A 21,596-nucleotide genomic window follows, 5' to 3' on the forward strand; every position below is an offset into this window, starting at 1 on the left:
TTCCAGTACCATTCGCACAGCCCGCTCACGAACTTCCGGCGAGTACCTCGGGGACTTCTTCTTCGTGTTTTCCATAGCTCCATTTTCTCAAGAAGTGGAGTCTCCGGAAAACCCGGGGCGCTTCAGTGTGCGCTCGCTGGTCGAGGCACAGATCTCGCGCATCAAGCGCTGCATCGGCGAACGCCTGCTGACGCAGGAGCTTGCGTCGCAGGAAGGCGAAGGCATAATCATCGCCAACCTGCTGAACCGGTGGAACGCCTTCGGCAAACGGGTTTGCGTCAAAAATGCATAGTCGCGTCCATGGCACGGGAACTCGTACCCATCCGGACAAAGCCGGTCGCAAGCCCCGCTTTGTCACGGCCGGGGTTGCAAGACCGTCCGTGTTGCCGTCGTAGGCAATGATCCGTACGCCGCGACCTGACCATGTCGTCGCCGTTGCAGGCGGCAAGCATGGCGGTTGACAGCACGGTGACGCAGAGCGTCGTGAGTGTCGGTGAAGGATGGCGTTGCCGGGCGGTCGACGGACCGTGGATCATGTCTCCGTTCGCCGCATTGTTTGTGTTGGACTTCGTTGGCGAGCGATTTCCCATTGTCCGAACCATGATGCAACGCCGATCGGTGTTTATGGCGGCAGACCGCTCCGCGAGTGCAAGTCTCGTAAAGCGGAACCCCGGTGTCTCCGGCAGGAGACGCCCTCTCCACGAATGGACGCACATGGCTCAGGAAATCGCCGATGCATGACATCGCGACGTGCGTTGTAAGCTTCACTGGAATGGCTCGGCAGGCACGCACGCAGCGGCTAGCGTCGATCGACGTCAGATCCCGAGCGCGGCCATTTTCTTGTAAAAGGTCGCGCGTCCGATCCCGATCCGTGCGGCCGCCTTTGATACGCATCCGCCCTCGCATCGCAGTGCGGCACCGAGAAACCGCTTCTCGAACATCCGCATCGCGTTCTCGTAACTTGCTTCATTGATGTCCGCGTCACGGGCCTCACCGTGTTCGCGGGCAAATTCTGGAGCGGAGAGCGTCGAGTCGATGTCGTTGACGAACGCAACCAGCAAGTTGGCGTCGATGCACTGGTGATCGGAAAATATCACGGCCCGCTCGAGCGTATTGCGCAATTCACGCACATTGCCCGGCCACGCGTGCTCACGAAGCAGTTGTAGTGCATCTTCACTGAGGTCTGGGCGGCCGATATGGTGGTGTGCCACTAACTCATCGAGGATCATGTCCGAAAGTGCGGCGATATCGTGCGCACGCTTTCTCAACGGTGGTGTTCGGATGACGAGCACGTTAAGCCGATAGTAGAGGTCGGCGCGGAAGCGGCGGGCGGCGACGAGCTCGGGAAGCGCGACGGAAGTCGCTGCAATGATTCTCGCATTGGTCGCTACCACGCGATTCGAGCCAAGCGGCTCGAATTCCTTTTCCTGCAGCACGCGTAGGAGCTTGCTCTGGAGCGAAAGCGGCATGTCTCCGATCTCATCCAGGAAAAGCGTGCCGTCGCTAGCCAGTTCGAACTTACCCACGCGGCCTTTGCGATCGGCGCCGGTGTACGCGCCTGCGGCGGCGCCGAACAGCTCGACTTCGAGCAGCGAATCGGGAATTGCCGCGACATTCACGGCGACAAATGGCTTGTCGGCGCGTGCCGATTCCCCATGTATCGCGTGCGCGATCAATTCCTTACCGGTACCCGTTTCACCGAGTAAAAGGACGGGAAAATCGACCTGGGCTGCGCGTAGCGCGAGGCGCTTCACTTCCATGCTGGCAGGGCTCGTGCCGACGAAATTCGACAGGCTGTATCGGGCCCGCCGTGTGTGTGCTAACGCGTGTCGCGTCGCGATGAGCTCTGCTTGCAAGCGCGAGTACTGGCTAAAGAGCGGTGTGAGTGCTTTCAGTTGTCCAAAGAGGGCAAAGCCGATGGCGCCTATGGTGGCGCCGTTGTCATCCTTCAGTGGCAATCTCGTCACAATGAAAGGTTCGCGCTCGGTTTCAAGTATGTCGAGCAGAATGGGCTTTCCTGTTTTGACGACTTCTCGCATGAGGCTGTTTGGGACAACGGTCTCGCAATCGAGACCAATTGCAATCTTGGGATCGGCAAAGCCGAAGTGAGCAGCATATTTCTCACTGATCCAGACGACTTTGGCCTGTCGGTCGACGATCAGGGTGCCCTCGCTTGAATTAATGAGGGTGTCGAAGAGCGAACGCACAGCGCGCCGCCAGACATAGCTGTAGTCGCTCAGGATTGTGCCGACCTCGGTTGCCATTCGGATCTTCTCCTCGTGTGACAGCGCCGCCCGGTCCAGCTTGCTATGAACCGTCTCGGACCAGAGACGAAGGCGAGCAGTGTCTCAAGTTGTGGATCCGCGCGGGAGTGGGATTTCCCCTACCAATCCAGTTCTGTGGCTGGTGCTAGCACATTTCCGGAAATGAAGTGTGGATTCCTCAATGTCGGACTGCATAGGGGTGGCGGAAAAGGATGGGAAAGCGGTCTTTGAGCGTTGAGGGACGCGCCGTGCCCGACGGTTACGTGGCTCCGCTGGCGCGATGCCGTATCCACAATGGGCATGGCATGGACGCTGCTTGTGGTTCGCAGCGGTGCTAGGGGCGGCGGTTCTGTCCGTTTGCTTCTCGACGAAGATGGCGAATTGTCACTTCGCATCGCGAACCAATCATCCCATCGAGTCTAAATGCCCCCACGTCCCGGGGTGCTTGCCTCTCGACAGCAGTGTCCATACAACTAAAGGAGACGTTATGCAACCGCTCTCACGACCCCAAAGACGATGGATTGTTGGCTTCTTCGTCGCGCTGGCGACGACTCCTGCGTTGGCCGCGGTCACGCCCGGACCCGGAACCTGGAGTGGGCAGCAGATCTGGGCCACAGATTCGGTGAATGGCGGCAACTTGACCGGCTATTACTATTGGCCGGCGAGCCAGCCCACCACTCCCAATGGCCAGCGGGCACTCATACTTGTGCTGCACGGTTGTCTGCAGACCGCGTCCGGCGACGTGATCAACAGCAGCAGTGCGGCCGGTTTCAACTGGAAAGCAATTGCAGATCAGTACGGCGCGATCATTCTGGCGCCGAACGCGACCGGCAACGTTTATAGCAACCACTGCTGGGATTATGCGAACACGTCCCCGAGCCGCGGTACCGGGCATGTCGGTGTGCTGCTGGATCTAGTGAACCGCTTTGTTTCCAATTCGCAGTACGCGATCGACCCCAATCAGGTGTACGTCGCGGGCCTCTCCTCGGGCGGTGGCATGACGATGGTGCTGGGTTGCATTGCCCCCGACATCTTCGCCGGAATCGGTATCAATGCCGGGCCGCCGCCTGGAACGACCACGGCGCAGATCGGTTATGTGCCAAGCGGCTATACGGCTACGACCGCGGCGAACCAGTGCAGGGCATGGGCAGGATCGAACGTCGGCAAATTCTCAACGCAGATCGCCGGCGCGGTCTGGGGGACATCGGATTACACGGTCGCGCAGGCGTACGGCCCACTCGACACTGCCACTTTTCGAATCCTCTATGGCGGCACCTTTACCCAAGGGGCGAAGGTGACGATTCAGGGCGGCGGAACGAACACGCCGTATTCCGACAGCAGCGGAAAGGTTCGGACGCACGAGATCTCAGTTTCCGGCATGTCGCACGCATGGCCGGCCGGAACCGGCGGCAACAACGCGAACTACGTGGATGCAACCCGCATCAACTATCCGACATTCCTGATGGACTATTGGGTCAAGAATAACCTCCGCGCGGCGTCGGGGCCTGCACCGTCAGGCTCCGCACCGAGCGGCCTCGCAGTGTCGGGAACAACACAGACGACCGTTTCTCTCTCGTGGAATGCCGTTGCAAATGCCACCAGCTACAGCGTCTATCGCAACGGAAGCAAGGTGGGCTCGTCCGCATCTGCCAGCTATACCGATTCAGGGTTGATCGCTGGGACGACCTATTCCTACACCGTGACCGAAATCGATCCAAATGCGGGTGAGAGCGCCCAATCGTCGTCAGTCTCGGCGACGACGCAATCGAGCTTCGTGTGCACCGAGACGACGACCACTAACTATGCACATGTACAAGCGAGCCGAGCGCATGATTCCGGCGGCACGGCCTATGCGAACGGGTCGAACCAGAGTATGGGGCTGGACAACGTCTTTTATTCGAACACGCTGGCGCAGACGTCTGCCGGATACTATGTCATCGGCAATTGTCCGTAATACGGGACGCGTTTGATGAACGCCTGAACGGACATCCTGTCCGTTCAGGCAAACCTAACGATGGTTGTATCCGACATGGTGGCCGCGTTTTTCGTTCGACCGATACAGACGTCGTTGCGAGCCGCGATCACGCTTGCCGATATCGACTCCAAACAACCGAGGACGGTACACAAATCCCGCTTACCTTTGCTAAGCGGGGCGAGTGCGTATTTCGGCGAAGCCAAACACGGATTTCGGTCAAAGTCAAACTGGATTTCGGGAGGAAAGTGAGTAGCCGTTTCGCTTGAAGTCGAACGGTTTCGAGGGATTCCACGATCGGTGTTCGGTGCTCCGAAACCGCAGTTCACCTCACCGAAATGCATGTTCGATATGAAAGGCGCGGTTTCGTCCAGTGTTACTGCGGACGGCTCTATCGGCCGTCGGTTATGGTGGCTACTTTTTGGGGACACCGATGACGCCGGCCCACCGGACGACCATTCGCAAAATGAAAGACTTGCTTCGCCTGAAAATGGACCGGCAATCTGTCCCAGCGGTAGGTGAGGGCCAGATGAGATGTCAAAGCAATTCTGGAATCTATGGTCTGCCCGAATTTTGCTACCTCTGCTCTTGACTCCCCGTGGCTTGCAAAAAATCTATCCGGAATCGCTGTTCCTCGATGGAAACCGCACCGGTCGATCCTCAAAAACGTCCGCAGCTACGGCGAGCTGTCCGACTTGTCGGCTTTTCGTCCGATCGGGTTCCCAGCGGTCACAAAACCTCGTTGCATGTCCAGATACCACTAGTGCACATGTCGCCACTTTTTCACTGCTAAGGTAACGCGACGCAACACCACTCAGCATGGAGCTCAATGCGCCAATGCCGGTCACGGCGAATGGCATCGCCGAAACACTGATCCCCGGAAAGCCGGTTGCCAACGACGTGTGGGAAATGAGCAGCGGCACCTCAGTCCAGAACGCGTAGAGCTCTCGCATATGCCCGAAATAGCCCAGCGTCGCGGCCCAGAACCCACCGATGCGAAACGCGCCGAGCACAGAGGGCGGCGATGCCGCCGGTGTATCCATCATGCCTGCCGATCCGCTCGACACGACCGAGTGCGGTCCATCGTCAAGCACGCCGACAATGGCGGCCCCACCGACAGCAAGCGGCGAGGAAGCGGAAATGATCAGTTGCCATGGGAAGACCGTGCCCAGCACGCGCATCACATGCTCGCAGCGCACTGCCGAGAATCAGCATTCCGACTAGCTGGGCGAGCGCCTGCCCGGTGCGATCGGTTGCCCAGCCGATGATCAGCTTCGTCCCCATCGGGTAGATGCAGGCGAGGCAAATTCCGACGCCAAAGCGTAACAGCGCAGCACTCACGAGATCCATCGCCAGCCACGCGAAGCCCAGGTTGAACAATGCTCCGGCGAGCGCGCTGCAAACGAAAATTCGGCTCGCGCGATCCGATCGACGGCGCCGCTCAGCGAAACGACGTAGGTGCCGAGGATGAACCCAAGTTGCATCGCGCTCGCCAGCCGGCCGATGTCGGCCGCGCTGATGTGCCAGATGTTCACCAGGTTTCCGGCAGTACTATTCGCGCTGAACCACAGTGCCGTGCCGAACAGTGGCGCGATCGAGATCTCAGCGACCGGACCTATCCCGTCGACGATCAGCTTTCGCATTCCACCCCGTCATCTCATCAATTCGCCAGCGACGTCTGGGGACTGAGCAGTTGATTGAGCCAGCGCGTGTCGCGCGGAGAAGGGCGACGCTGCAGCCGTTCGTTGAGGATCGCGTGAGCCTTCGCGGCTTCGCCGCTTCGCATCAATGCAACCAGCAGCATGTCTTCGACGATTTCGCGCTGCGCGCCGCTTCCGCCGATCCGCACAACCTCTCGCGCAACCGGCGCCAGGATCTCCGCGGCAAGCGCGTAGTCTTCTTCAGCAAAGGCCAACGACGCGCGGCAGATCGCCGGTACCACCGGGCCAGCCGAAAGCTTTCCGTCCTCGATGAGCTTGTGGAGGACAGCAACCCGTTGCTCGACAGCCTCGCCGTTGCCGCTCGCCGCGGCTACCAGCGTCATATGGAAGTCAACGAACGGAAAGCCCACGTCCTGGAAGAAATTCGACGCGTATTTCGCCGCGTCGTCCCACATTCCCGCCGGAACTGTGTGGCCGTACGCATGCAGGCGCCATAGAAACGACGAGGTGTCGCTGACAATATTGATCGGCGTGCCCTGCGACGAGGCCGGCGCGACATGGTCGTTATAGACCGCGAGGGCGCGCTCGATGTCCCCGAGCTCGAGCGCGATGAGCGCGCTATGCCATGCGATGTGGCCGTGCAGCACGCCCGTTTTGTCGTACTCAGGGAGCCAGCCGGTGATGAACTCCTGCGCCTCTTCGTTTGCACCGGACTCGTACAACACGTGTGCGACCGCGTGCGCCGCATTCACATTGTGTCGCCGCAATTGCAGCGCGCGTTGCGTCAGCGTGCGTCCGAGCCGAAGGTTGCCGTTTTCGCCGTGTGCCCAGCCGCGATAGGTGAGGAACCACCAGTCGTCGGCATCGAAGTGTTTGGCATGACGCTCGCACAGGTCGACGCGTGCCTGATCGTGGTCGGCCATTCCGGAGAAGGCGAAAAGGCCGAACGCGCCCAGCGGCATCGACAGGATGACGATGTCGCGCGGCCAGCGGTCCGTGTGCACCAGCACCGCCGCGAGCGCCTTGGCCGACTGTCCATGAATGGCGAGCGACAGCGCGTTAACGTGGGTGCGCTCGCGCTCGGTCCCGTTCCTAGCGACGAGATCGAGCGCCTTGACAATCTTTGCGCGAGCTTCGGACGGCTGTGCGCTGATCGCATGCAGGCGTGCTCGTGCGGCATGCGCGAGGGCGAAATCCGGGTCGGCGGCGATCGACTCGTCCAGTGCTTCCCCGGCACCTGGCCACAACGACAGCAGGAGATCGACACCGGTTCGGTATCGCTCTGCAGCGAGGTCGGAAGTCGTTGAAAGCGGCAGGTCGTAGCGGTCAAGGCGGCCCATAAATCGGATACTCCAGAAATTCGTTAGCAATGGCTCGGCTATCGTCTGCGGCCGGCCGCGTAGCGGTTCAGTATGTGAGACATTCATTAAACCCGGTTTCTGTGTGGCAGAAATTCGACTACTTGTCGCCATGTGTCGATTATCTGCCAACACCTCGGGCACGCGCTATGAACTGGAAAATAATCGAGGCTCCGGTCGACGCCAAGCCGCCAGCGCGGCTCACGGTCCGCGCTCAGTTCATCCGGCGCGTCACTTTTTCCCCGAGCTCTCTCATCACTGGCATTAGATGGTCTATGCGACATCCGGCGCGTTGACTGTGATATCGGAGGGCGGCTCGCCCGGGATTTCTCCCGAGCAAGCCGTATGGTTGCCGACGGGCCTTCGGCCAAGATCGGTTCACGGCTCGGCGTCCAGTGTCGCAGTCTCTGGATCACGGAGGAGACCCGCACCGCGCTCGCAGGCACGACACCGATGGTGTTCGCGGTTTCGCCGTTGCTGAAGGCACTGATCGTTGAAGCGACAGGCATCGAAGTGACGCCAAGACGATGGCTACGCCGGTCGGATCAGTGCTCTGATTCTCGAGCAGCTTCGGCGTTCCCGGCCACACCCGACGGCATTGCCATGGCCCAGAGATTGCGCGCTCCCGACGCTTTGCGAGACGCTTTAAGCGGACCCGGCAGACCCGCGCGGCCCGGAAGATTGGGGGCGCGTGCTGGGCGTGTCGGCCTGTGCGCTGGCACGGCGGTTCGTCAGCGAGACCGGCATGAGCTTGCGGCCGTAGTGCCGGCGGATCAGGATGGTGAGGGCGATCGAACCGCTCGGCGGCGGGATGGGCGTGACTCGTACCGCGATGGGGCTACGGCTCGACCTCGGCGTTCGTGTATGCGTTTCGTCTCAAGATGGGCAGCAGCGTCAACAGCGCAGAGTACGGTCCAAGGGCTGCGCTCCTCGAGCTCTCCGATGAGCAGTGGCATCAGGGAATCGACACATACTTCCAGAACGTGGCTCGACCCACCCGCCTCGTCGTGCCGCACATGAAGAAGCAGCGCGCGGGCGCCATTATCAACAGATTGACAGTCTTCCCGCTACCGAAGAGCGTCGTTAAAGCGTTCCGATGCACCGGTAGGGCACAAGCGCAGAGATCGCGGCAACGGTCGCGTTTCTCGCGTCGGGCGGCGCGGCGTACAACACGGGACAGGCCATCTGGGACGATGGGGGCTTACCTGCTCGATTTGGTTCGTGCACGTCGTAGCAAGATGTCCGGCCCCGCGGGAAATGGGCCAGGTGCATCTCAGCTTGATAGCGGCGCGAAAGCTCAGGCTGCCGGAAAGTGGCGCTGCCCAGGAAGTGGGCGACGGGAAAAGGTATCGAAAAAGCCTCGTATTTGGATAGAAATTTGCAGGAAGGTCATCGCGGTTGATTTTGGCTACCGGCTCTCGTCATTAGGATAGTTACAGGTCAGCGCAATGTTGCTTGCCCAACGGGTCGTAGGTTCTGTCGATCCGATTCCCAGCCAAACTATCGAGAGTACGACCATGCAATCATCCCGGCCACTGATATGTCTCGCGACTTTGACGCTTGTCCTGCAACCTCTCGCGGCCCACGCGGATTTGACAGTAAAGATCGGGCAGGTTTCCCCGCTTACCGGTGAACTGTCCCACATCGGAAAGGATGATGAAAACGGTGTGCGGCTGGCGATCGAAGATCTGAACAGCAGAAAGATTCGGATAGGTGGGCAAAACGTTACGTTCGTGCTCGACTCCCGGGACGATGCGGCCGATCCCAAAACGGCGGTAACCGTTGCTCAGAAGCTGGTGGATGATGGCGTGGCCGGCGTCGTTGGTCACGCGAACTCCGGGACATCGATACCTGCTTCCAGGATCTACTCGGATGCAGGCGTCCCGATGATTACCGAATCGGCAACCAATCCGAAGCTCACGCAGCAAGGATTCACCAACGTGTTCCGTATGGTTGCGAATGACGTGAGACAGGGCTCCGTCATCGGAGGCTATCTGGTCCACGATCTGGGTGCGCGCAATATCGCCATCGTCGATGACCGCACGGCGTACGGTCAAGGTCTTGCCGATGAGATCGAAAAGTCAGTCAAGGGTGCCGGAGGCAACGTGGTCGGCCGCGAATACGGCACCGACAAGACAACGAACTGGATGGCGATTCTCACCACCATCAAGAGCCGTCAGCCAGAAGGTATTGCTTTCACGGGTGGCGACACGCAAGCAGCGGCGTTCGCGCAGCAGGCGCAAAAGCTTGGCTTGAGGGTGAAGTTTATTGCCGGCGACGAAGCGTGCACGCCCCAGTTCATCAAACTGGCCGGGTCTTCGATGGACAAGGACGTCTACTGCACCCTGGCGGGCGTACCGCCTGCAAAGATGCCCCAAGGACCCGAATTCTTCAAACGCTATCAGCAGCGGTTCGGTGTTCCCGTGCAGTTATATGCCCCGTATGCCTACGACGCGGTGCTCGCGATGGCGGAGGCAATGCAGGACGCTGGATCGACAGATCCTAAATTGTATCTCCCGAAGCTGCGGGCTTCGAAGCTGGACGGTGTGACAGGCCCCATCCAGTTTGATGAGAAAGGGGGATATCCGTAACGGCGCAATTACCGTGCGCCAATTTGATCAGGGCGACTGGACCGACAAGTCAGTCATACGTTGACGGTCTTAGCCTCCCTCGGGAGCCACGGGTACACCAAGCCCCACCTTCACGTTGTTCATGCTCACCAGCGTCTTGAAGCGTTTGACGTTGTTGTTTGAGAAGAACAGTTGCCGCGTGAGGGCCGTGTACTCATCCATGTTGCGGACCGTCAGAAGCAGCACGAAGTCCCATTCTCCCGCGACGTAGTAGCACTGCTGGATTTCCGGGCATTGTGCGAAAGTGCGCTTCATCGAATCGAGCAGATGGATCTGCTCGCTCTCGACCTCAACCGTCGCGACGATCGTCAGCGGATAGCCGACCTTTTCGGGCGCGACGATAGCAGCGTAGTTGCGAATGACGCCTTCGTCCGACATCCGTCGCAATCCGCGATTGACGGCGGCCGTCGACAGGTTGACGCGCGCCCCCAGTTCGTTCTGAGGAATGTGCGCGTCGCGTTGGACTTCCATCAATAGCTTGAGGTCAAAGTCGTCCAGGCTGAGTGTCATGGCGTTTCGGCTAAAAGCTTCGGAAAGAGATATTTTTGCATGAGGGGCGTCGATTGAGGGATTTTTTCTGGGTGACGTGAGGAATATTATCTCCCCGGTCGACATGAGCACTCCACGAACTTCATGAACGAGGACGTCCGACAATGGAAAACACGCTGCAAGACCAGCTCAAGAGCTGGCGCCAGTATCTGCACCAACATCCCGAGACTGGCTTCGAGGAAGTCAATACGTCTGACTATGTGGCGAACATTCTCAGGACGCTTGGACTGGAGGTGCACCGTGGCATCGGCGGTACTGGACTCGTTGCCAACCTGACGGTCGGAGAGGGGAAACGTGCTATCGGCCTACGCGCCGATATGGATGCGCTGAACATCGCGGAGCTGGCACCCGATAGGGCGCATGCTTCGCGCAGCGCCGGAAAAATGCATGCGTGCGGACACGACGGGCATATGTCGATGATACTGGGGGCAGCGCGACTCCTTGCTGAACGGCGCGATTTCAACGGCACCGTGCGCTTCATCTTTCAACCGGCAGAAGAGCATGGTCGCGGTGCGAAGGCGATGATGGCCGACGGCCTGTTCGAACGGTTTCCGGTCAATGCCATCTTTGGCGCGCACAACATGCCAGGTATGCGCGCAGGAACGTTTGCAACGCGTCCAGGCGGCATCATGGCGAGTGAAGACAACTTTGTCATTCATATCAAGGGGCGGGGCACACACGCCGCACGTCCGCACATGGGGGTGGACCCGATCGTTATCGCATCACAGATCGTCATGGCGCTGCAGACTGTCGTATCGCGCAATCTCGACCCGAGTTTGCAGGCAGTGATTTCGTGCACGGAATTCATCACTGATGGCTTGAGAAACGTCATTCCGTCGAATGTCATCGTCAAGGGCGATACGCGAAGCTATTCGCGCGACGTCCAGACTCTGCTCGAGACTCGAATGCGTGAAGTATGCGAAGGCATTTGCCGTACTCACGGAGCCGACTGCACTTTTGATTACACACACGAATTCGCTCCGACTGTGAACTCGGAGCAATACGTAGACGTCACTGTCAAGGCGGCGCGCAATGTCGCGGGAGTCGATGCCGTCGATGCCAATGTTCAGCCAATGATGATTTCGGAAGACTTTGGCGCGTTCCTGCAGGTCGTTCCGGGCAACTTCATGTTTATAGGCAACGGCGAGTCGATGGGCCACGGCGGCACGCCGTTGCACAACGCCACCTACGATTTCAATGACGGAATCCTTCTGACAGGCTCCCGGTATTTTGCCGAGATCGCGCGGCTCGAGTTGCCGTGTAGCCAAAAATTGATGGGACATAAATGAATACCTCTGTGTCTTCGTCCCTGAAACTTGATGGCGCAGGCCAGCTTCGGCAACTACATCAACTCGGCGAACTGGGCGTCGATCGCGAGGTAGGTGGACGGACTTGCATCGCTCTCACTGACGATGAACATGCCGGTCGCGATCTTGTCGTCAGATGGATGCATGAGATGGGCCTTGATGTCCGCGTCGACCACCTCGGAAATATTTTCCGCACGTTGCATTCCGAATCAGATGACGGCAGCCAGCGTCCGCTGATTACGGGGTTCCACATCGACCCCGTTGAAAATGCCGGAACGCTGGATGGGTGTTACGGCGTACTGGCTTGGCTTACAGTCGCGAGAGCATTCCGTCAGGCAGGCATCAAGCCGCAGCGTTCGATCATTATCGGCGCCTCCACCAGCGAGGAAGGCATCCGCTATCAGCCAGACATGATGGGCTCGCTGGTTTTCGCTGGCGGACTGTCCATTGAAGGAGCGCTGGATACAGTTGGCATCGACGGCACCCGCCTTGGCGATGAACTCGAGCGGATTGGCTATGCCAGGCGACCTAGAGCCCGGCGCAGTCGTTCTGCACGAATGTCTCGAACTGCACATCGAGCTGGGTCCGGTTCGATCCGTGAAGCCTAGGCGCTCCGCCGAAGCTTCGATCGCATTTGCCAGTGCAGCATCGAATACGACCGGCTCGAAACCGGACCAGACGTTCGGCCATTATCCGTCGATGACGTCGGGCGCCGCCCATGACATCCAGATGATCGCGCGCATCGCGCCGGCCGCGATGATTCGTACCGAGCCGCGACGGCATCAGCCACAACCCTCGCGAACACGATCAGCTCATTGATGGCGCCAACGTGCTGATGGATGTCGTGCTCAGGCGTCTCGCAGAGAAGTGATAGATATCGGGTCGCCAATTCCCATCGTTATTACTGGAGTATCACGGTCATGCTGGTAGTTAATCCACGCGCAACGCGCACCTCGTATCCCGGTGAGTTGAAACAGACTCTCAGTATCGGGAAAGCTCAGGAAAGTCGTGCCTGGCTTTCCTGCTGGGACAAGATCTCGCCCGGGCGAACGCCCTTGCGTGGGTTGCCCGGGCTGGCCGCCAAGCTCAAGATCGACAGCATCAGCATCAAGGACGAGTCGGCGCGCTCCGTACTGGGTAGCTTCAAGGCATTGGGTGCGCCAGTTGCACTGGTGCGCCTGATCCAGCGGCTTTGGTCGAACCATGATCTGGACGCTCGTGGCCTCTTCGAAGGTTGCTATCGGGATCTGCTGACGCATTTCACGGTGGTTAGCGCTACGGACGGCAACCATGGAAAGGGGTTGGCTGCCGCCGCGCAGACGCTGGGATGCCGTTGCGTGATCGTGCTGCACGCCAATGTCAGCGTCGAGCGCGAGAAGGCGATCGCAGCGTACGGTGCGGAGATTATCCGGATCACCGGAAACTACGATGAATCGGTTAAAGAGGCGGCTCGCTTAGCTTCTCTGAACGGCTGGCACGTTGTATCCGATACGTCATACGACGGTTATGAAGACATCCCGCGTGACGTGATGCAAGGCTACGGAACGATTGCGGCAGAGATTGTCGAGCAGAGCGATAGTCAACCGAACCAGCCGGCCTACACACATGTGTTTTCAGGGCGGTGTCGGCGGACTCGCGGCAGGATTAGTCAGTTACCTTTGGGAATTCCATGGTAAACATCGCCCGCGATTCGTCGTGGTCGAACCACAGCAGGCAGACTGTCTGTGTCAGAGCGCATTGGCTGGACGCGCCGCGCGTGCGACGGGAACCGTCGACTCCGTGATGGCAGGACTCGCATGTGGTGAAACATCGCCGCTAGCATGGAGGTTTCTGCAGCCTGGCGTCGATGCATTCATGACGATCAGCGATGATGATGCAGTGCACGCCATGCGCATTTTGGCGGCAGGCAGCGATGTAGACGCACCCATCGTTGCCGGCGAGTCGGGTGTAGCAGGTCTCGCTGGGCTCATGGTATTGCTGCAGAACCAGCAGTTGGCGAGGCAAGTTGGCCTTGATGGCGCTTCCCGCGTATTGCTCGTCAGTACAGAAGGCGCGACTGCGCCTGCTACCTAACGGGAACTGGTCGGCGAGTCAGCCGAATCCGTCCTCGAACGCCAACTGGCTCGGTGCGCCAAAGCGATGGCCTGAGCGCACATGCGCTCGCTCGCGACCTGAACGTCCAAGCCGCGACGCGCGAAAAGACGCGGCGCAGTTACCAGTCCGCACTCCGGCATTTCGAGGTTGAGTGGGGCAGCTTTCTGCCCGCGAGCGCTGACATGATCGCGCGGTACCTTGCCGATCACGCAGAAACCCTGTCTATCAATACCCTGCGCTCGCGGCTTGCAGCGCTTGCGCAATGGCACCAGACGCAAGGTTTTCCGGATCCGACGAAAGCCCCGCATGTGCGCAAGGTCCTCAGAGGCATCGTCGCGCTGCATCCCGCAACCGAGAAACGGGCGAAGCCCATGCAGCTCGCGCAGCTCGAAAAGCTCACAGCCTGGCTCGATGAGCAGATCGTCGGACAAGCAGACGAGCGCGAGCGCCTCGCGTGCATTCGCAACCGGGCCTTGGTGCTGCTGGGCTTCTGGCGCGGCTTTCGGTCCGACGAACTCAGTCGGCTGCGGATCGAGCACGTAGCCGTTGAGGCTGGCCGCGGCATGACGCTGTACCTGCCGCGCACGAAACGCGACCGCGCGCAGCTGGGCACGACCTTCAAGGCCCCGGCGCTTTCACGCCTGTGTCCGGTGACGGCTTACGAGGCGTGGATTGCGGCGTCCGGCCTGACGGAAGGGCCCGTGTTCCGGAGCATTGACCGCTGGGGAAACATCAGCGACGAGGGACTGCATGGGGGCGTCTGCGCTTGCCCGGTCTCATCGCAACATGCCAACGAGCTGCGTCGGCCTCACAATGCTTTTCGCTTCCCTGATACCCGGCGTCAGCGTAGACATCCGTCTCCTTGCCGTGCAGCAACGCCTGGGCAACGGTGGTGTCGTGCACATTGGCCGCCGTTCCAATGACTGTATGAACCAGTCCGGAGTCTGCGTCGACGCCGATGTGCGGTTTCATTCCGAAATACCAGTTGCCGCCTTTCTGCGTCGAGTGCATTTCCGGATCCCGGGTGCCGGAACCGTTCTTTGTCGAACTGGGCGCGGCAATCAGGGTGGCGTCGACTGCGGATCCAGCCTTTAGCATCAAGCCCTTCTCCGTCAGGATCTCATTGACCAGTGCGAGCATTTGCGCGGCCAGCCCATGTGTTTCAAGCAGATGGCGGAACCGGAGAATCGTGCTTTCATCCGGCAAACGCACCATGCCGCCGTCGAGACCCTATCTACAGGCCCGCGAACGAAATCCGCGGCGCTGGTCCGGCGACGCCCGAACCTGGACGCCTGTCGCGCAGTAACACTGAATCCCGAGCGCGACTGCATCGTTAAAACACATACGCACTCGACTGATATAGAGCCATTGGCAACATGACCGAGGCGACAACTTGCTTGACTCGCGCCGACGGGAAACCGGCGCCACGCAAGGCCCACTTCGTCGGAGTCGATCGTCGAACCGGGGAAGTCTCAACATTTGTGCAATTTCGTACCAACTTTTCTTCGTTTGACAGACGCCATCTACGGACGTTTAACAGCCATGGTCAAAGCTGTGCGCAAGTTCGGCGTAAGCTCGACATCACCGCTGCTGACGGAATTCAGCGTTTCACGAACCAAGTCCGGATAGGCACCTTTGGAAAGCTGGCCGATAGCGATATTCGCAGCTTCCCCCGGGGAATTCAGCCGAAAGAGTTTTTGTACAGCGAGTGCACGTATCAACTCACTATCGTGGCCGTCCGCTATCTGGTTCAATGTCTGCTCGGCCTCACTTCTTAAGTTCGCGGCATCGAGAATGCTTGGTTCCTCAAGAGTGCCGATGAGATTCAGTCGCGCGACAGCGGTCCTCTCATCGGTCGTGGCATCGTTCCTCAAATCGCTCAGCGCCTTACTGAAGACCTCTTGAGGCGTTTGACTTGGCATGTTGAAGTAAGTCTCATACATCTCGGCATATTTGGATTCGTTTCTGCCCTCCCAAATGGCATTTGCTTCTTGCAAGACTATGTCTCTGCCAATTGCAGAATCAACTAGGATGGATCGAAGAATGTCTCGCTCCATGCCATGTTCGGCAGGCATGTCGTGATAGAACTGAGTCACAAGCTTTGCGACCTCGGGGTCATTTTCCAAAGCAATCTGCAGCCGAGCCCGAAACTCATCCAGCTCATTCTGAGACATGTTGCCGCGATTCACGATCTTCTGAAAGATCGCACGAAGGCTCGCGTCAATTTGTACAGGTGTATCATTGGATGCCGCTCCGGAGGGCTTGTCATCGGTGGCCAAACTCCCGCCGGCATTAATGCCATCGGGCCACGCAATTCCCTCTTTGCTGCTTGTCGCGGTGGCTTCGGAAGACCTCAAGTCTGTGGGCTTGTATGCGCGCTTCGCTTGCTCCGAACTCACCGTGGGCGCGGCGAGAAATAAGAGGTACCCTGCCACCACCATCAGCAAGCATCCAACTATGGCTAGATGGACTCGACGCCGTGAAGTTAAATTTATATTGAAGGACATAAGTTTTATTTGTAGATAAGGAACGTCAGCCGTCTGATACAGTGCACGCCTCGCTCTTGGCGGTATCGTGGCGACACCAAAGACACTCCGCTGTCTCAAGCCAATGAACGAGGCGAATCGCGATCTGAGTAACTAAATGCGCTGATAGTTGCAGCTACTGCCACGCCACTCTGGCAAATATCCTTCACGATCATATGCGCCACCGACGTATGTGCAACGCCAACTCTCCCCCCCCATCCAATCGGAACGCCATCCCGCTGGGCAGCTTGACTGCAAGGTGAGGTAGTTATCCGCTCCGATCACGTGGACTTTCCCCCATCGTTCGCTGAAGTTGATGACTGCGCGGCCCTTCCAGCCCGGGTTAGGGCCACAAGTGACCGTTTCGCTACGAATATTGCATGCAGTCCATGACTTATTGATCCCGACATCGATCGCCATTTCGCCGATTTTTATCGGCATTCCCCACTGCGCACCGATGTTAAAGCTGGTGGTGTGGCATGACGAATGGCCTGTCGTTAACGCCACGGTTCCACAGCTTCCTCCAGAGCCACCGAAACAATAGTGCCAGTCCGATCCGTCCAAGGAGTAGCCGTGCTGGCTTTTGCCGATCCAACCCAAGAACCGGGTGTTAAGCGTCTGCGCGCTGACGGGGCCGTTATAAACGTCCAGCCAAGCAGCTATCAGCAGAATTAATATCTTCTTTGATGCCACGGAAGATTCCTCTCTTGGTTTGGGTTAAGGCTACGCTGATCAAGCCGCGTAAATGCGACTTGTTGTGACCAAGGCATGCATAAATTCTCGAGATCGCGAATAACCGCCCAAAAAGCGGGTTCTGTCGCAATAAGAGCGAGAGGTCGGCCAAGTCCGATATGGTATGGATTCCTTATCCAGCCAGTGAATAGAATTGCTGTGCGGGAGTTTGACCAACGCCGCCATCGTCCATCTGCCCCTTGACGATCATGTACATAACTTCGATGCCGCCCAACAGGATGCGGCACAACGAAACCTTTTGAACCCAAGCATCGGTCGAGTTCGGCGCTTGATCGCCCGATGATCCTGTTCGAGAGGGTAGGGTCGAGAACTGGCGCGCACACGGTAGGCTCCGGTGGTCTCTCCACCGCTTTCGTGGTGGTCCTCAGTCCGGAAATGCCAGCGAACCGCGCAGCTGATGACGATGGCAGGGAAAGCGGTGGCCGTGATAAAGCGACTTTCTTTTCTTCATCGCTTCATTCTACCCCGCTCCTGCGTCACCCTAACAGAGCCCGCGGATCACATGCCCCTTTTCTTTGGCTAGCTGAGCACACTTAATGGCTAGCGTACCACTACCGACAATAACACTAGACACTTTTCATAAGGTTGAGCGCTTATTCGCCCCATGATCCGGGCGCACCAAAGGAATACAATGCGACATCTCAATCTCCCAGCCAAGACCGGGGGCATCTGGCCAAGCGCGCCGCCGTTACGACGACACCAGTCACGATAAGCATCGAAGTCAATGCCGACCACTGAAATGCGGGTTCGCGAACACTATCGAAAGGCTAGTGCGTTGACGAGTTCCCGGCGACTCACGAACATAGACCCCTTGTTGCTGATGTCGCGATTTCCCCCATACCCGCCAGAGCGGGCAAGCGTTCGCATGCACGTCAAGTCCACGCCATCTGCGAGAATAAGCTGAGCGCGCCGCTTCAGATCACGATTGCCGCCCGCAGATGCCTCACCCCAGCCAAACTACCGATCAAGAAAGACTTTGTGCGCGCACAACCAAAAATCAAAACACTACGGGCCGCACGACATTTGCTACCAACATACCACCAATCGCGAATCGAATGGATATCAATTGTTTTTTCGATATCCATTCGAGTTTCTAATATCGCCCAGTTCTAAGGTTTTTAACAGCACCCGAGTTGGCGGGGTTTTGTCGCATTAGCGCGGTCAAGTAAAATCGTCGACCACAACGTATGACAAGCATGATGGCAAAGACGAAGACGCCGAGCAAGATGCTGCCCGCCGGCATTGGCAAGGTATTGAAGCGGCTGCACTACCCGCTGGACGTGATCCTGCTGTGCGTCCGGTGGTACGTGGCGTACTCATTGAGCCTCCGTAACCTCGAAGAATGAAATGAACGCGTCCCACCCCGTGACCGATCCTCACGGGTCAACGGCATCGATGTGCCCAAGTGGCAAATAGGAAGCTTTCCAAGGCGACCGGAGGATCCAGTGATGAATCGTACAGCAGTCGGTATGGACATCGCGAAAAACGTGTTCCAGTTGCATTACATCGATCAGGAAACCGGCGAGATCGTGAACAAGCCGATCAAGCGAGCAAAGTTCCTCGAGCACTTCGCGAACCTTACGCCGTGCCTGATCGGGATGGAAGCGTGCGGTGGTGCGCACCACTGGGCTCGGCAACTGACGACGATGGGCCACGAGGTGAAGCTGATGCCGGGGGGAGTTTGTGAAGGCGTTCAACATCCGAAATAAGAACGATGCAGCGGAGGCCCGGGCGATCTGGCTGGCAGTACAGCAGCCAGGCAAGCCGGTAGCGGTAAAAACCGAGATGCAGCAAGCGATGCTTGGGCTGCACCGGATGAGGCAGCAACTGCTCAAGTTCCGAACGATGCAGATCAATAACCTTCGAGGACTGACGGAATACGGCGAGGTACATATGCGAGCATGCTCTGCCCGTCATCCTTATCGCGACAGAACCCGGCGGTTCGTATTGACTTGTCCGGGAACGACAGGGAAAAAGTACTGTCGGCCTCTGAGAGAATGTTCCTGATCGGGTGTGATTTCTTCAATGATATTGAAGAAGCGGTCTACAATATTGAGCAACTGGTACCTGCCACCTAAATCATCAGGTGATGCGACGGCTAGGACCATCTCTTTATACAGAAGTAGCGCAGTAGCAGCCGTTTATCCTAAAACGCATTGAGCGATGCACCGGCGTGACCGGGGTTGTTAACGGCCAGAATTTCGCGCTTACTCTCGACTTTTCGAATGCGGATTCGTAATGAGCCGGGGTCATGGGTGGACGAGGAATTTGAAACACTGGATCTGGGCGACCCGAGGCGGGATCGTCGCGCGAAGGAACTGCTGAAGCGGTCCGCCGCGCGTCCCACGGCGAGTATTCCGGGTGCCTGTGAGGGCTGGGCCGAGACCATGGCGGCATACCGGTTTCTGGGCAATGAGTCACATTGACTGGCGCGACATGATGCACCCGCACTGGGATCGCACCGCTGTGCGCATGGGCGAGTTACCGGTAGTCCTGTGCGTGGCTGACACGACCGAGCTGAACGTCAACGGGCAGGATATCGAGGGCGCCGGCCCGCTCAGTTATGAAGCGCAGGTAGGCATGTACCTTCACGCTACATATGCGGTCACACCGGATCGCGAGGCGCTGGGTGTCATGAACGCCTGGATGTGGGCGCGCGAGCCGCGCGACGATAACGGCCGGCGTGGCGGCGTCTGCGAAAGCGTACGATGGATAGAACGTTAAAGGAGATCGTGGCGCAGCAGGCGGCGGCCATGCCGGGCACGCGGCTGGTATATGTGGCCGATCGCGAAGGTGATATCGCCGCGCTCATGCAGCGTGCGCAGGAGTTGGGCGAAGCGGCTGACTGGCTGATCCGCTCCCAGCACAATTGGGCACTCAAGGGCGAAGCAAAACCGTGGGAGACGGTACACGCGAGCGAGGTGCTCGGTCATGTCAGCTTCGTGCTGCCCGGGCGGGGTCGCCAGAAGGCGCGTGAAGTGAAGCAGGAACTGCGAGCACAGCGCGTGAAGTTACCCGGGCGCGGCGGCGTCGAACTGAGCTGCATTGAGGCATGTGAAGTGGATGCGCCCACTGGCGTGAAGCCCGTCGTCTGGCGCCTGCTGAGCAACCGCGAAGTGCCGAATGCACATGCCCTCACCGAACTGATCGACAGGTACCGCGCGAGGTGTGAGATCGAGATGTTCTTCAATGTGTTCAAGAACGCCTGCCGGGTTGAAACGTTGCAGCTCTCGCAGATGGAGCGCGTGGAGAAGGCGCTTGTACTGTATATGGTGGTGTCCTGGCGTATCGCACGGCTCATGCGGCTGGGCAGGACCAGCCCGGAACTGGATGCTTCGCTGTTATTTGAGGCTGACGAGATACACGGCGCTCACGTGCCCTCAAAGAAACCCCGCCCGAAAAAGCCACCGACGCTTAACCAGATGATACGGATGATCGCGTCACTGGGCGGATTCCTCGGGCGCAAGGGCGATGGTGAACCCGGAGCGAAGATACTGTAGATTGGCATGCAGCGTGTCATGGATGTGGTGATCACCATCCAGATCCTGCGTGACGGGTACGACACTTCTGTATATCGAGACGGGCCAGGACGCCGTCGCTATTAGAACTCCGTTGTCGAAGATATGGCTTGACGACCTATATGGCAAATTCACGGGATACATATGATATCGGCACTTCTAGGTAAGGTTGCGTTTGACGAGCAACGACTGGCCAAGGACCTAGCACTGTTAGAACAACATCCTCCCGCACCGGAAGTGTATTCGGAGTTTCGAGTTGGCACATTCCATACATACAATCTAAGAAACCCTTGTTCGGAGATAAACGATACGAGGCTCAATGCGGGAAACAAAGATGCAGGGTCTACGTCGCTCGGTGTGCAACTGACTTATCTCGATGAACTGCTCAACGTTCTCTTCGAGCCTTCTGCAATTCGTATGGTACGTGTGATGAAAATTCACGCGGGCATGCTATTCCCGAACCGGGATATGGTGGAGTTCGGCGAGGCTGGACGCAAGGTCACGCGAGTCCCACGTCATGCTCAAGACGAATCCAACTGCATTGCACTCGGAGTCGTCCGATGTCTTTCGAATGGAAGCGGAAGACATCGGGTTTCTGCATGTACATGGGACACATGCTGCGATCAATCGCGAAGCCGGCCCGCGATATACGATGGTGGTCGATTTGAATGAGAAGTTCGATCTTCGCTCATTGTCTACGCGACCCGGTGTCAGACCATCCACGCCGACAATGATAAGGCGCAGCGAGCTTACTTATGAGGAAATCGATGAAAAAACTGGTCAGCCGACAAAATGTACTTGATTTTTCCAGTTTTTTTCGAAATTGCATTTTTACAAGAAAATTTCAGTTGGCCACTCGTCATCCATGACCAGGGAATTTTTCTCTGGCACCAGCGAGGAAGCAACAGCCTCTGAGTTCATAGATTTCCTGGTGGAAAGTAGAGATTTTGACGAGCGATTTCCTC

14 protein-coding genes and 8 pseudogenes are annotated in these 21,596 nt (G+C 58.3%); 11 read left to right on the forward strand and 11 right to left on the reverse strand.

Going from position 1 to position 21,596, the window contains the following annotated elements; all coding sequences use genetic code 11:
* Positions 1 to 292: hypothetical protein (locus tag VSR82_RS37375; RefSeq protein WP_498858676.1), on the forward strand; the 292-nt coding region annotated here is incomplete at its 5' end.
* 523 nt (positions 293 to 815) lie between these two features.
* Here VSR82_RS37375 and VSR82_RS37380 read toward each other — a convergent pair.
* A complete protein-coding gene (locus VSR82_RS37380; protein ID WP_410852985.1) occupies positions 816 to 2,264 on the reverse strand; it encodes a sigma-54 interaction domain-containing protein in 1,449 nt (482 codons plus the stop codon).
* 487 nt (positions 2,265 to 2,751) lie between these two features.
* On the opposite strand from VSR82_RS37380, the gene VSR82_RS37385 reads away from it, so the two are divergent.
* Positions 2,752 to 4,218, forward strand: coding sequence for an extracellular catalytic domain type 1 short-chain-length polyhydroxyalkanoate depolymerase (locus VSR82_RS37385; protein WP_410852986.1), 1,467 nt, complete (start codon positions 2,752 to 2,754; stop codon positions 4,216 to 4,218).
* Between the two features lie 632 nt (positions 4,219 to 4,850).
* Here the strand turns inward: VSR82_RS37385 and VSR82_RS37390 are convergent.
* From VSR82_RS37390 to VSR82_RS37400, 3 genes are all read right to left on the reverse strand, one after another.
* Positions 4,851 to 5,417, reverse strand: a complete 567-nt coding sequence (locus VSR82_RS37390; RefSeq protein ID WP_410852987.1) for a hypothetical protein — start codon at positions 5,415 to 5,417, stop codon at positions 4,851 to 4,853.
* A gap of 156 nt (positions 5,418 to 5,573) precedes the next feature.
* Positions 5,574 to 5,879 (reverse strand): hypothetical protein, encoded by a 306-nt coding sequence (locus VSR82_RS37395; protein ID WP_410852988.1) that lies wholly within the window; start codon positions 5,877 to 5,879, stop codon positions 5,574 to 5,576.
* Positions 5,880 to 5,896: 17 nt separating this feature from the next.
* Positions 5,897 to 7,237 (reverse strand): tetratricopeptide repeat protein, encoded by a 1,341-nt coding sequence (locus VSR82_RS37400; RefSeq protein ID WP_410852989.1) that lies wholly within the window; start codon positions 7,235 to 7,237, stop codon positions 5,897 to 5,899.
* A 911-nt stretch (positions 7,238 to 8,148) separates the two neighbouring features.
* On the opposite strand from VSR82_RS37400, the pseudogene VSR82_RS37405 reads away from it, so the two are divergent.
* Together VSR82_RS37405 and VSR82_RS37410 are read left to right on the forward strand one after the other, a co-directional pair.
* Positions 8,149 to 8,489, forward strand: a pseudogene (locus VSR82_RS37405) (SDR family oxidoreductase); the annotation flags it as partial.
* A gap of 283 nt (positions 8,490 to 8,772) precedes the next feature.
* A pseudogene (locus tag VSR82_RS37410) lies at positions 8,773 to 9,910 on the forward strand (branched-chain amino acid ABC transporter substrate-binding protein).
* 5 nt (positions 9,911 to 9,915) lie between these two features.
* On the opposite strand, the gene VSR82_RS37415 reads toward VSR82_RS37410, so the two are convergent.
* Positions 9,916 to 10,395: an Lrp/AsnC family transcriptional regulator gene (locus tag VSR82_RS37415; RefSeq protein WP_410852918.1), complete on the reverse strand. Its 480-nt coding sequence runs from the start codon at positions 10,393 to 10,395 to the stop codon at positions 9,916 to 9,918.
* Between the two features lie 143 nt (positions 10,396 to 10,538).
* Between VSR82_RS37415 and VSR82_RS37420 the strand changes: the two genes are divergently transcribed.
* The 3 genes and pseudogenes from VSR82_RS37420 (at position 10,539) to VSR82_RS37430 (ending at position 13,889) form a co-directional block, all read left to right on the forward strand.
* On the forward strand, positions 10,539 to 11,723 hold the full coding sequence (locus VSR82_RS37420; RefSeq protein WP_410852917.1) for a M20 aminoacylase family protein: 1,185 nt from the start codon (positions 10,539 to 10,541) through the stop codon (positions 11,721 to 11,723).
* Between the two features lie 167 nt (positions 11,724 to 11,890).
* Positions 11,891 to 12,349, forward strand: a complete 459-nt coding sequence (locus VSR82_RS37425) for a M20/M25/M40 family metallo-hydrolase (protein ID WP_498858677.1) — start codon at positions 11,891 to 11,893, stop codon at positions 12,347 to 12,349.
* Between the two features lie 312 nt (positions 12,350 to 12,661).
* Positions 12,662 to 13,889 (forward strand): annotated as a pseudogene (locus tag VSR82_RS37430) (diaminopropionate ammonia-lyase).
* Here VSR82_RS37430 and VSR82_RS37435 read toward each other — a convergent pair.
* From VSR82_RS37435 to VSR82_RS37460, 6 genes and pseudogenes are all read right to left on the reverse strand, one after another.
* On the reverse strand, positions 13,811 to 14,374 hold the full coding sequence (locus tag VSR82_RS37435) for a hypothetical protein (protein ID WP_410852919.1): 564 nt from the start codon (positions 14,372 to 14,374) through the stop codon (positions 13,811 to 13,813). The pseudogene VSR82_RS37430 and the gene VSR82_RS37435 overlap by 79 nt on opposite strands.
* Before the next feature lie 220 nt (positions 14,375 to 14,594).
* Positions 14,595 to 15,056: pseudogene (locus VSR82_RS37440) on the reverse strand (IS5 family transposase); the annotation flags it as partial.
* 302 nt (positions 15,057 to 15,358) lie between these two features.
* Positions 15,359 to 16,276 carry a hypothetical protein gene (locus tag VSR82_RS37445; RefSeq protein WP_410852916.1) on the reverse strand — a complete coding sequence of 306 codons (918 nt, stop codon included), beginning with the start codon at positions 16,274 to 16,276 and terminating at the stop codon, positions 15,359 to 15,361.
* 198 nt (positions 16,277 to 16,474) lie between these two features.
* Positions 16,475 to 17,053: a hypothetical protein gene (locus VSR82_RS37450; protein ID WP_368587387.1), complete on the reverse strand. Its 579-nt coding sequence runs from the start codon at positions 17,051 to 17,053 to the stop codon at positions 16,475 to 16,477.
* A gap of 172 nt (positions 17,054 to 17,225) precedes the next feature.
* Positions 17,226 to 17,407, reverse strand: a pseudogene (locus VSR82_RS37455) (IS6 family transposase); the annotation flags it as partial.
* A gap of 620 nt (positions 17,408 to 18,027) precedes the next feature.
* Entirely contained in the window at positions 18,028 to 18,198 is a 171-nt protein-coding gene (locus VSR82_RS37460; RefSeq protein WP_410852915.1) for a hypothetical protein, read from the reverse strand.
* 111 nt (positions 18,199 to 18,309) lie between these two features.
* On the opposite strand from VSR82_RS37460, the pseudogene VSR82_RS37465 reads away from it, so the two are divergent.
* From VSR82_RS37465 to VSR82_RS37480, 4 genes and pseudogenes are all read left to right on the forward strand, one after another.
* Positions 18,310 to 18,456, forward strand: a pseudogene (locus VSR82_RS37465) (IS6 family transposase); the annotation flags it as partial.
* A 105-nt stretch (positions 18,457 to 18,561) separates the two neighbouring features.
* Positions 18,562 to 19,003, forward strand: a pseudogene (locus tag VSR82_RS37470) (IS110 family RNA-guided transposase); the annotation flags it as partial.
* A 335-nt stretch (positions 19,004 to 19,338) separates the two neighbouring features.
* Positions 19,339 to 20,613: pseudogene (locus VSR82_RS37475) on the forward strand (IS4 family transposase).
* 535 nt (positions 20,614 to 21,148) lie between these two features.
* Entirely contained in the window at positions 21,149 to 21,433 is a 285-nt protein-coding gene (locus VSR82_RS37480) for a hypothetical protein (RefSeq protein WP_368599736.1), read from the forward strand.
* The last annotated feature ends 163 nt before the right edge of the window (positions 21,434 to 21,596 follow it).

The sequence above is a fragment of the Burkholderia sp. JPY481 genome (assembly GCF_038900515.1).
GTDB classification, from domain to species: Bacteria; Pseudomonadota; Gammaproteobacteria; order Burkholderiales; family Burkholderiaceae; genus Paraburkholderia; species Paraburkholderia youngii.

Coding starts and splice junctions, on each gene's coding strand:
- VSR82_RS37385 (WP_410852986.1), top strand. CDS start 2,752: ATGCAACCGCTCTCACGACCCCAAAGACGATGGATTGTTGGCTTCTTC.
- VSR82_RS37390 (WP_410852987.1), bottom strand. CDS start 5,417: ATGCGCGTGCTGGGCACGGTCTTCCCATGGCAACTGATCATTTCCGCT.
- VSR82_RS37460 (WP_410852915.1), bottom strand. CDS start 18,198: ATGGATATCGAAAAAACAATTGATATCCATTCGATTCGCGATTGGTGG.
- VSR82_RS37480 (WP_368599736.1), top strand. CDS start 21,149: ATGCTCAAGACGAATCCAACTGCATTGCACTCGGAGTCGTCCGATGTC.
- VSR82_RS37400 (WP_410852989.1), bottom strand. CDS start 7,237: ATGGGCCGCCTTGACCGCTACGACCTGCCGCTTTCAACGACTTCCGAC.
- VSR82_RS37395 (WP_410852988.1), bottom strand. CDS start 5,879: ATGCGAAAGCTGATCGTCGACGGGATAGGTCCGGTCGCTGAGATCTCG.
- VSR82_RS37380 (WP_410852985.1), bottom strand. CDS start 2,264: ATGGCAACCGAGGTCGGCACAATCCTGAGCGACTACAGCTATGTCTGG.
- VSR82_RS37445 (WP_410852916.1), bottom strand. CDS start 16,276: ATGGTGGTGGCAGGGTACCTCTTATTTCTCGCCGCGCCCACGGTGAGT.
- VSR82_RS37415 (WP_410852918.1), bottom strand. CDS start 10,395: ATGACACTCAGCCTGGACGACTTTGACCTCAAGCTATTGATGGAAGTC.
- VSR82_RS37425 (WP_498858677.1), top strand. CDS start 11,891: ATGGGCCTTGATGTCCGCGTCGACCACCTCGGAAATATTTTCCGCACG.
- VSR82_RS37420 (WP_410852917.1), top strand. CDS start 10,539: ATGGAAAACACGCTGCAAGACCAGCTCAAGAGCTGGCGCCAGTATCTG.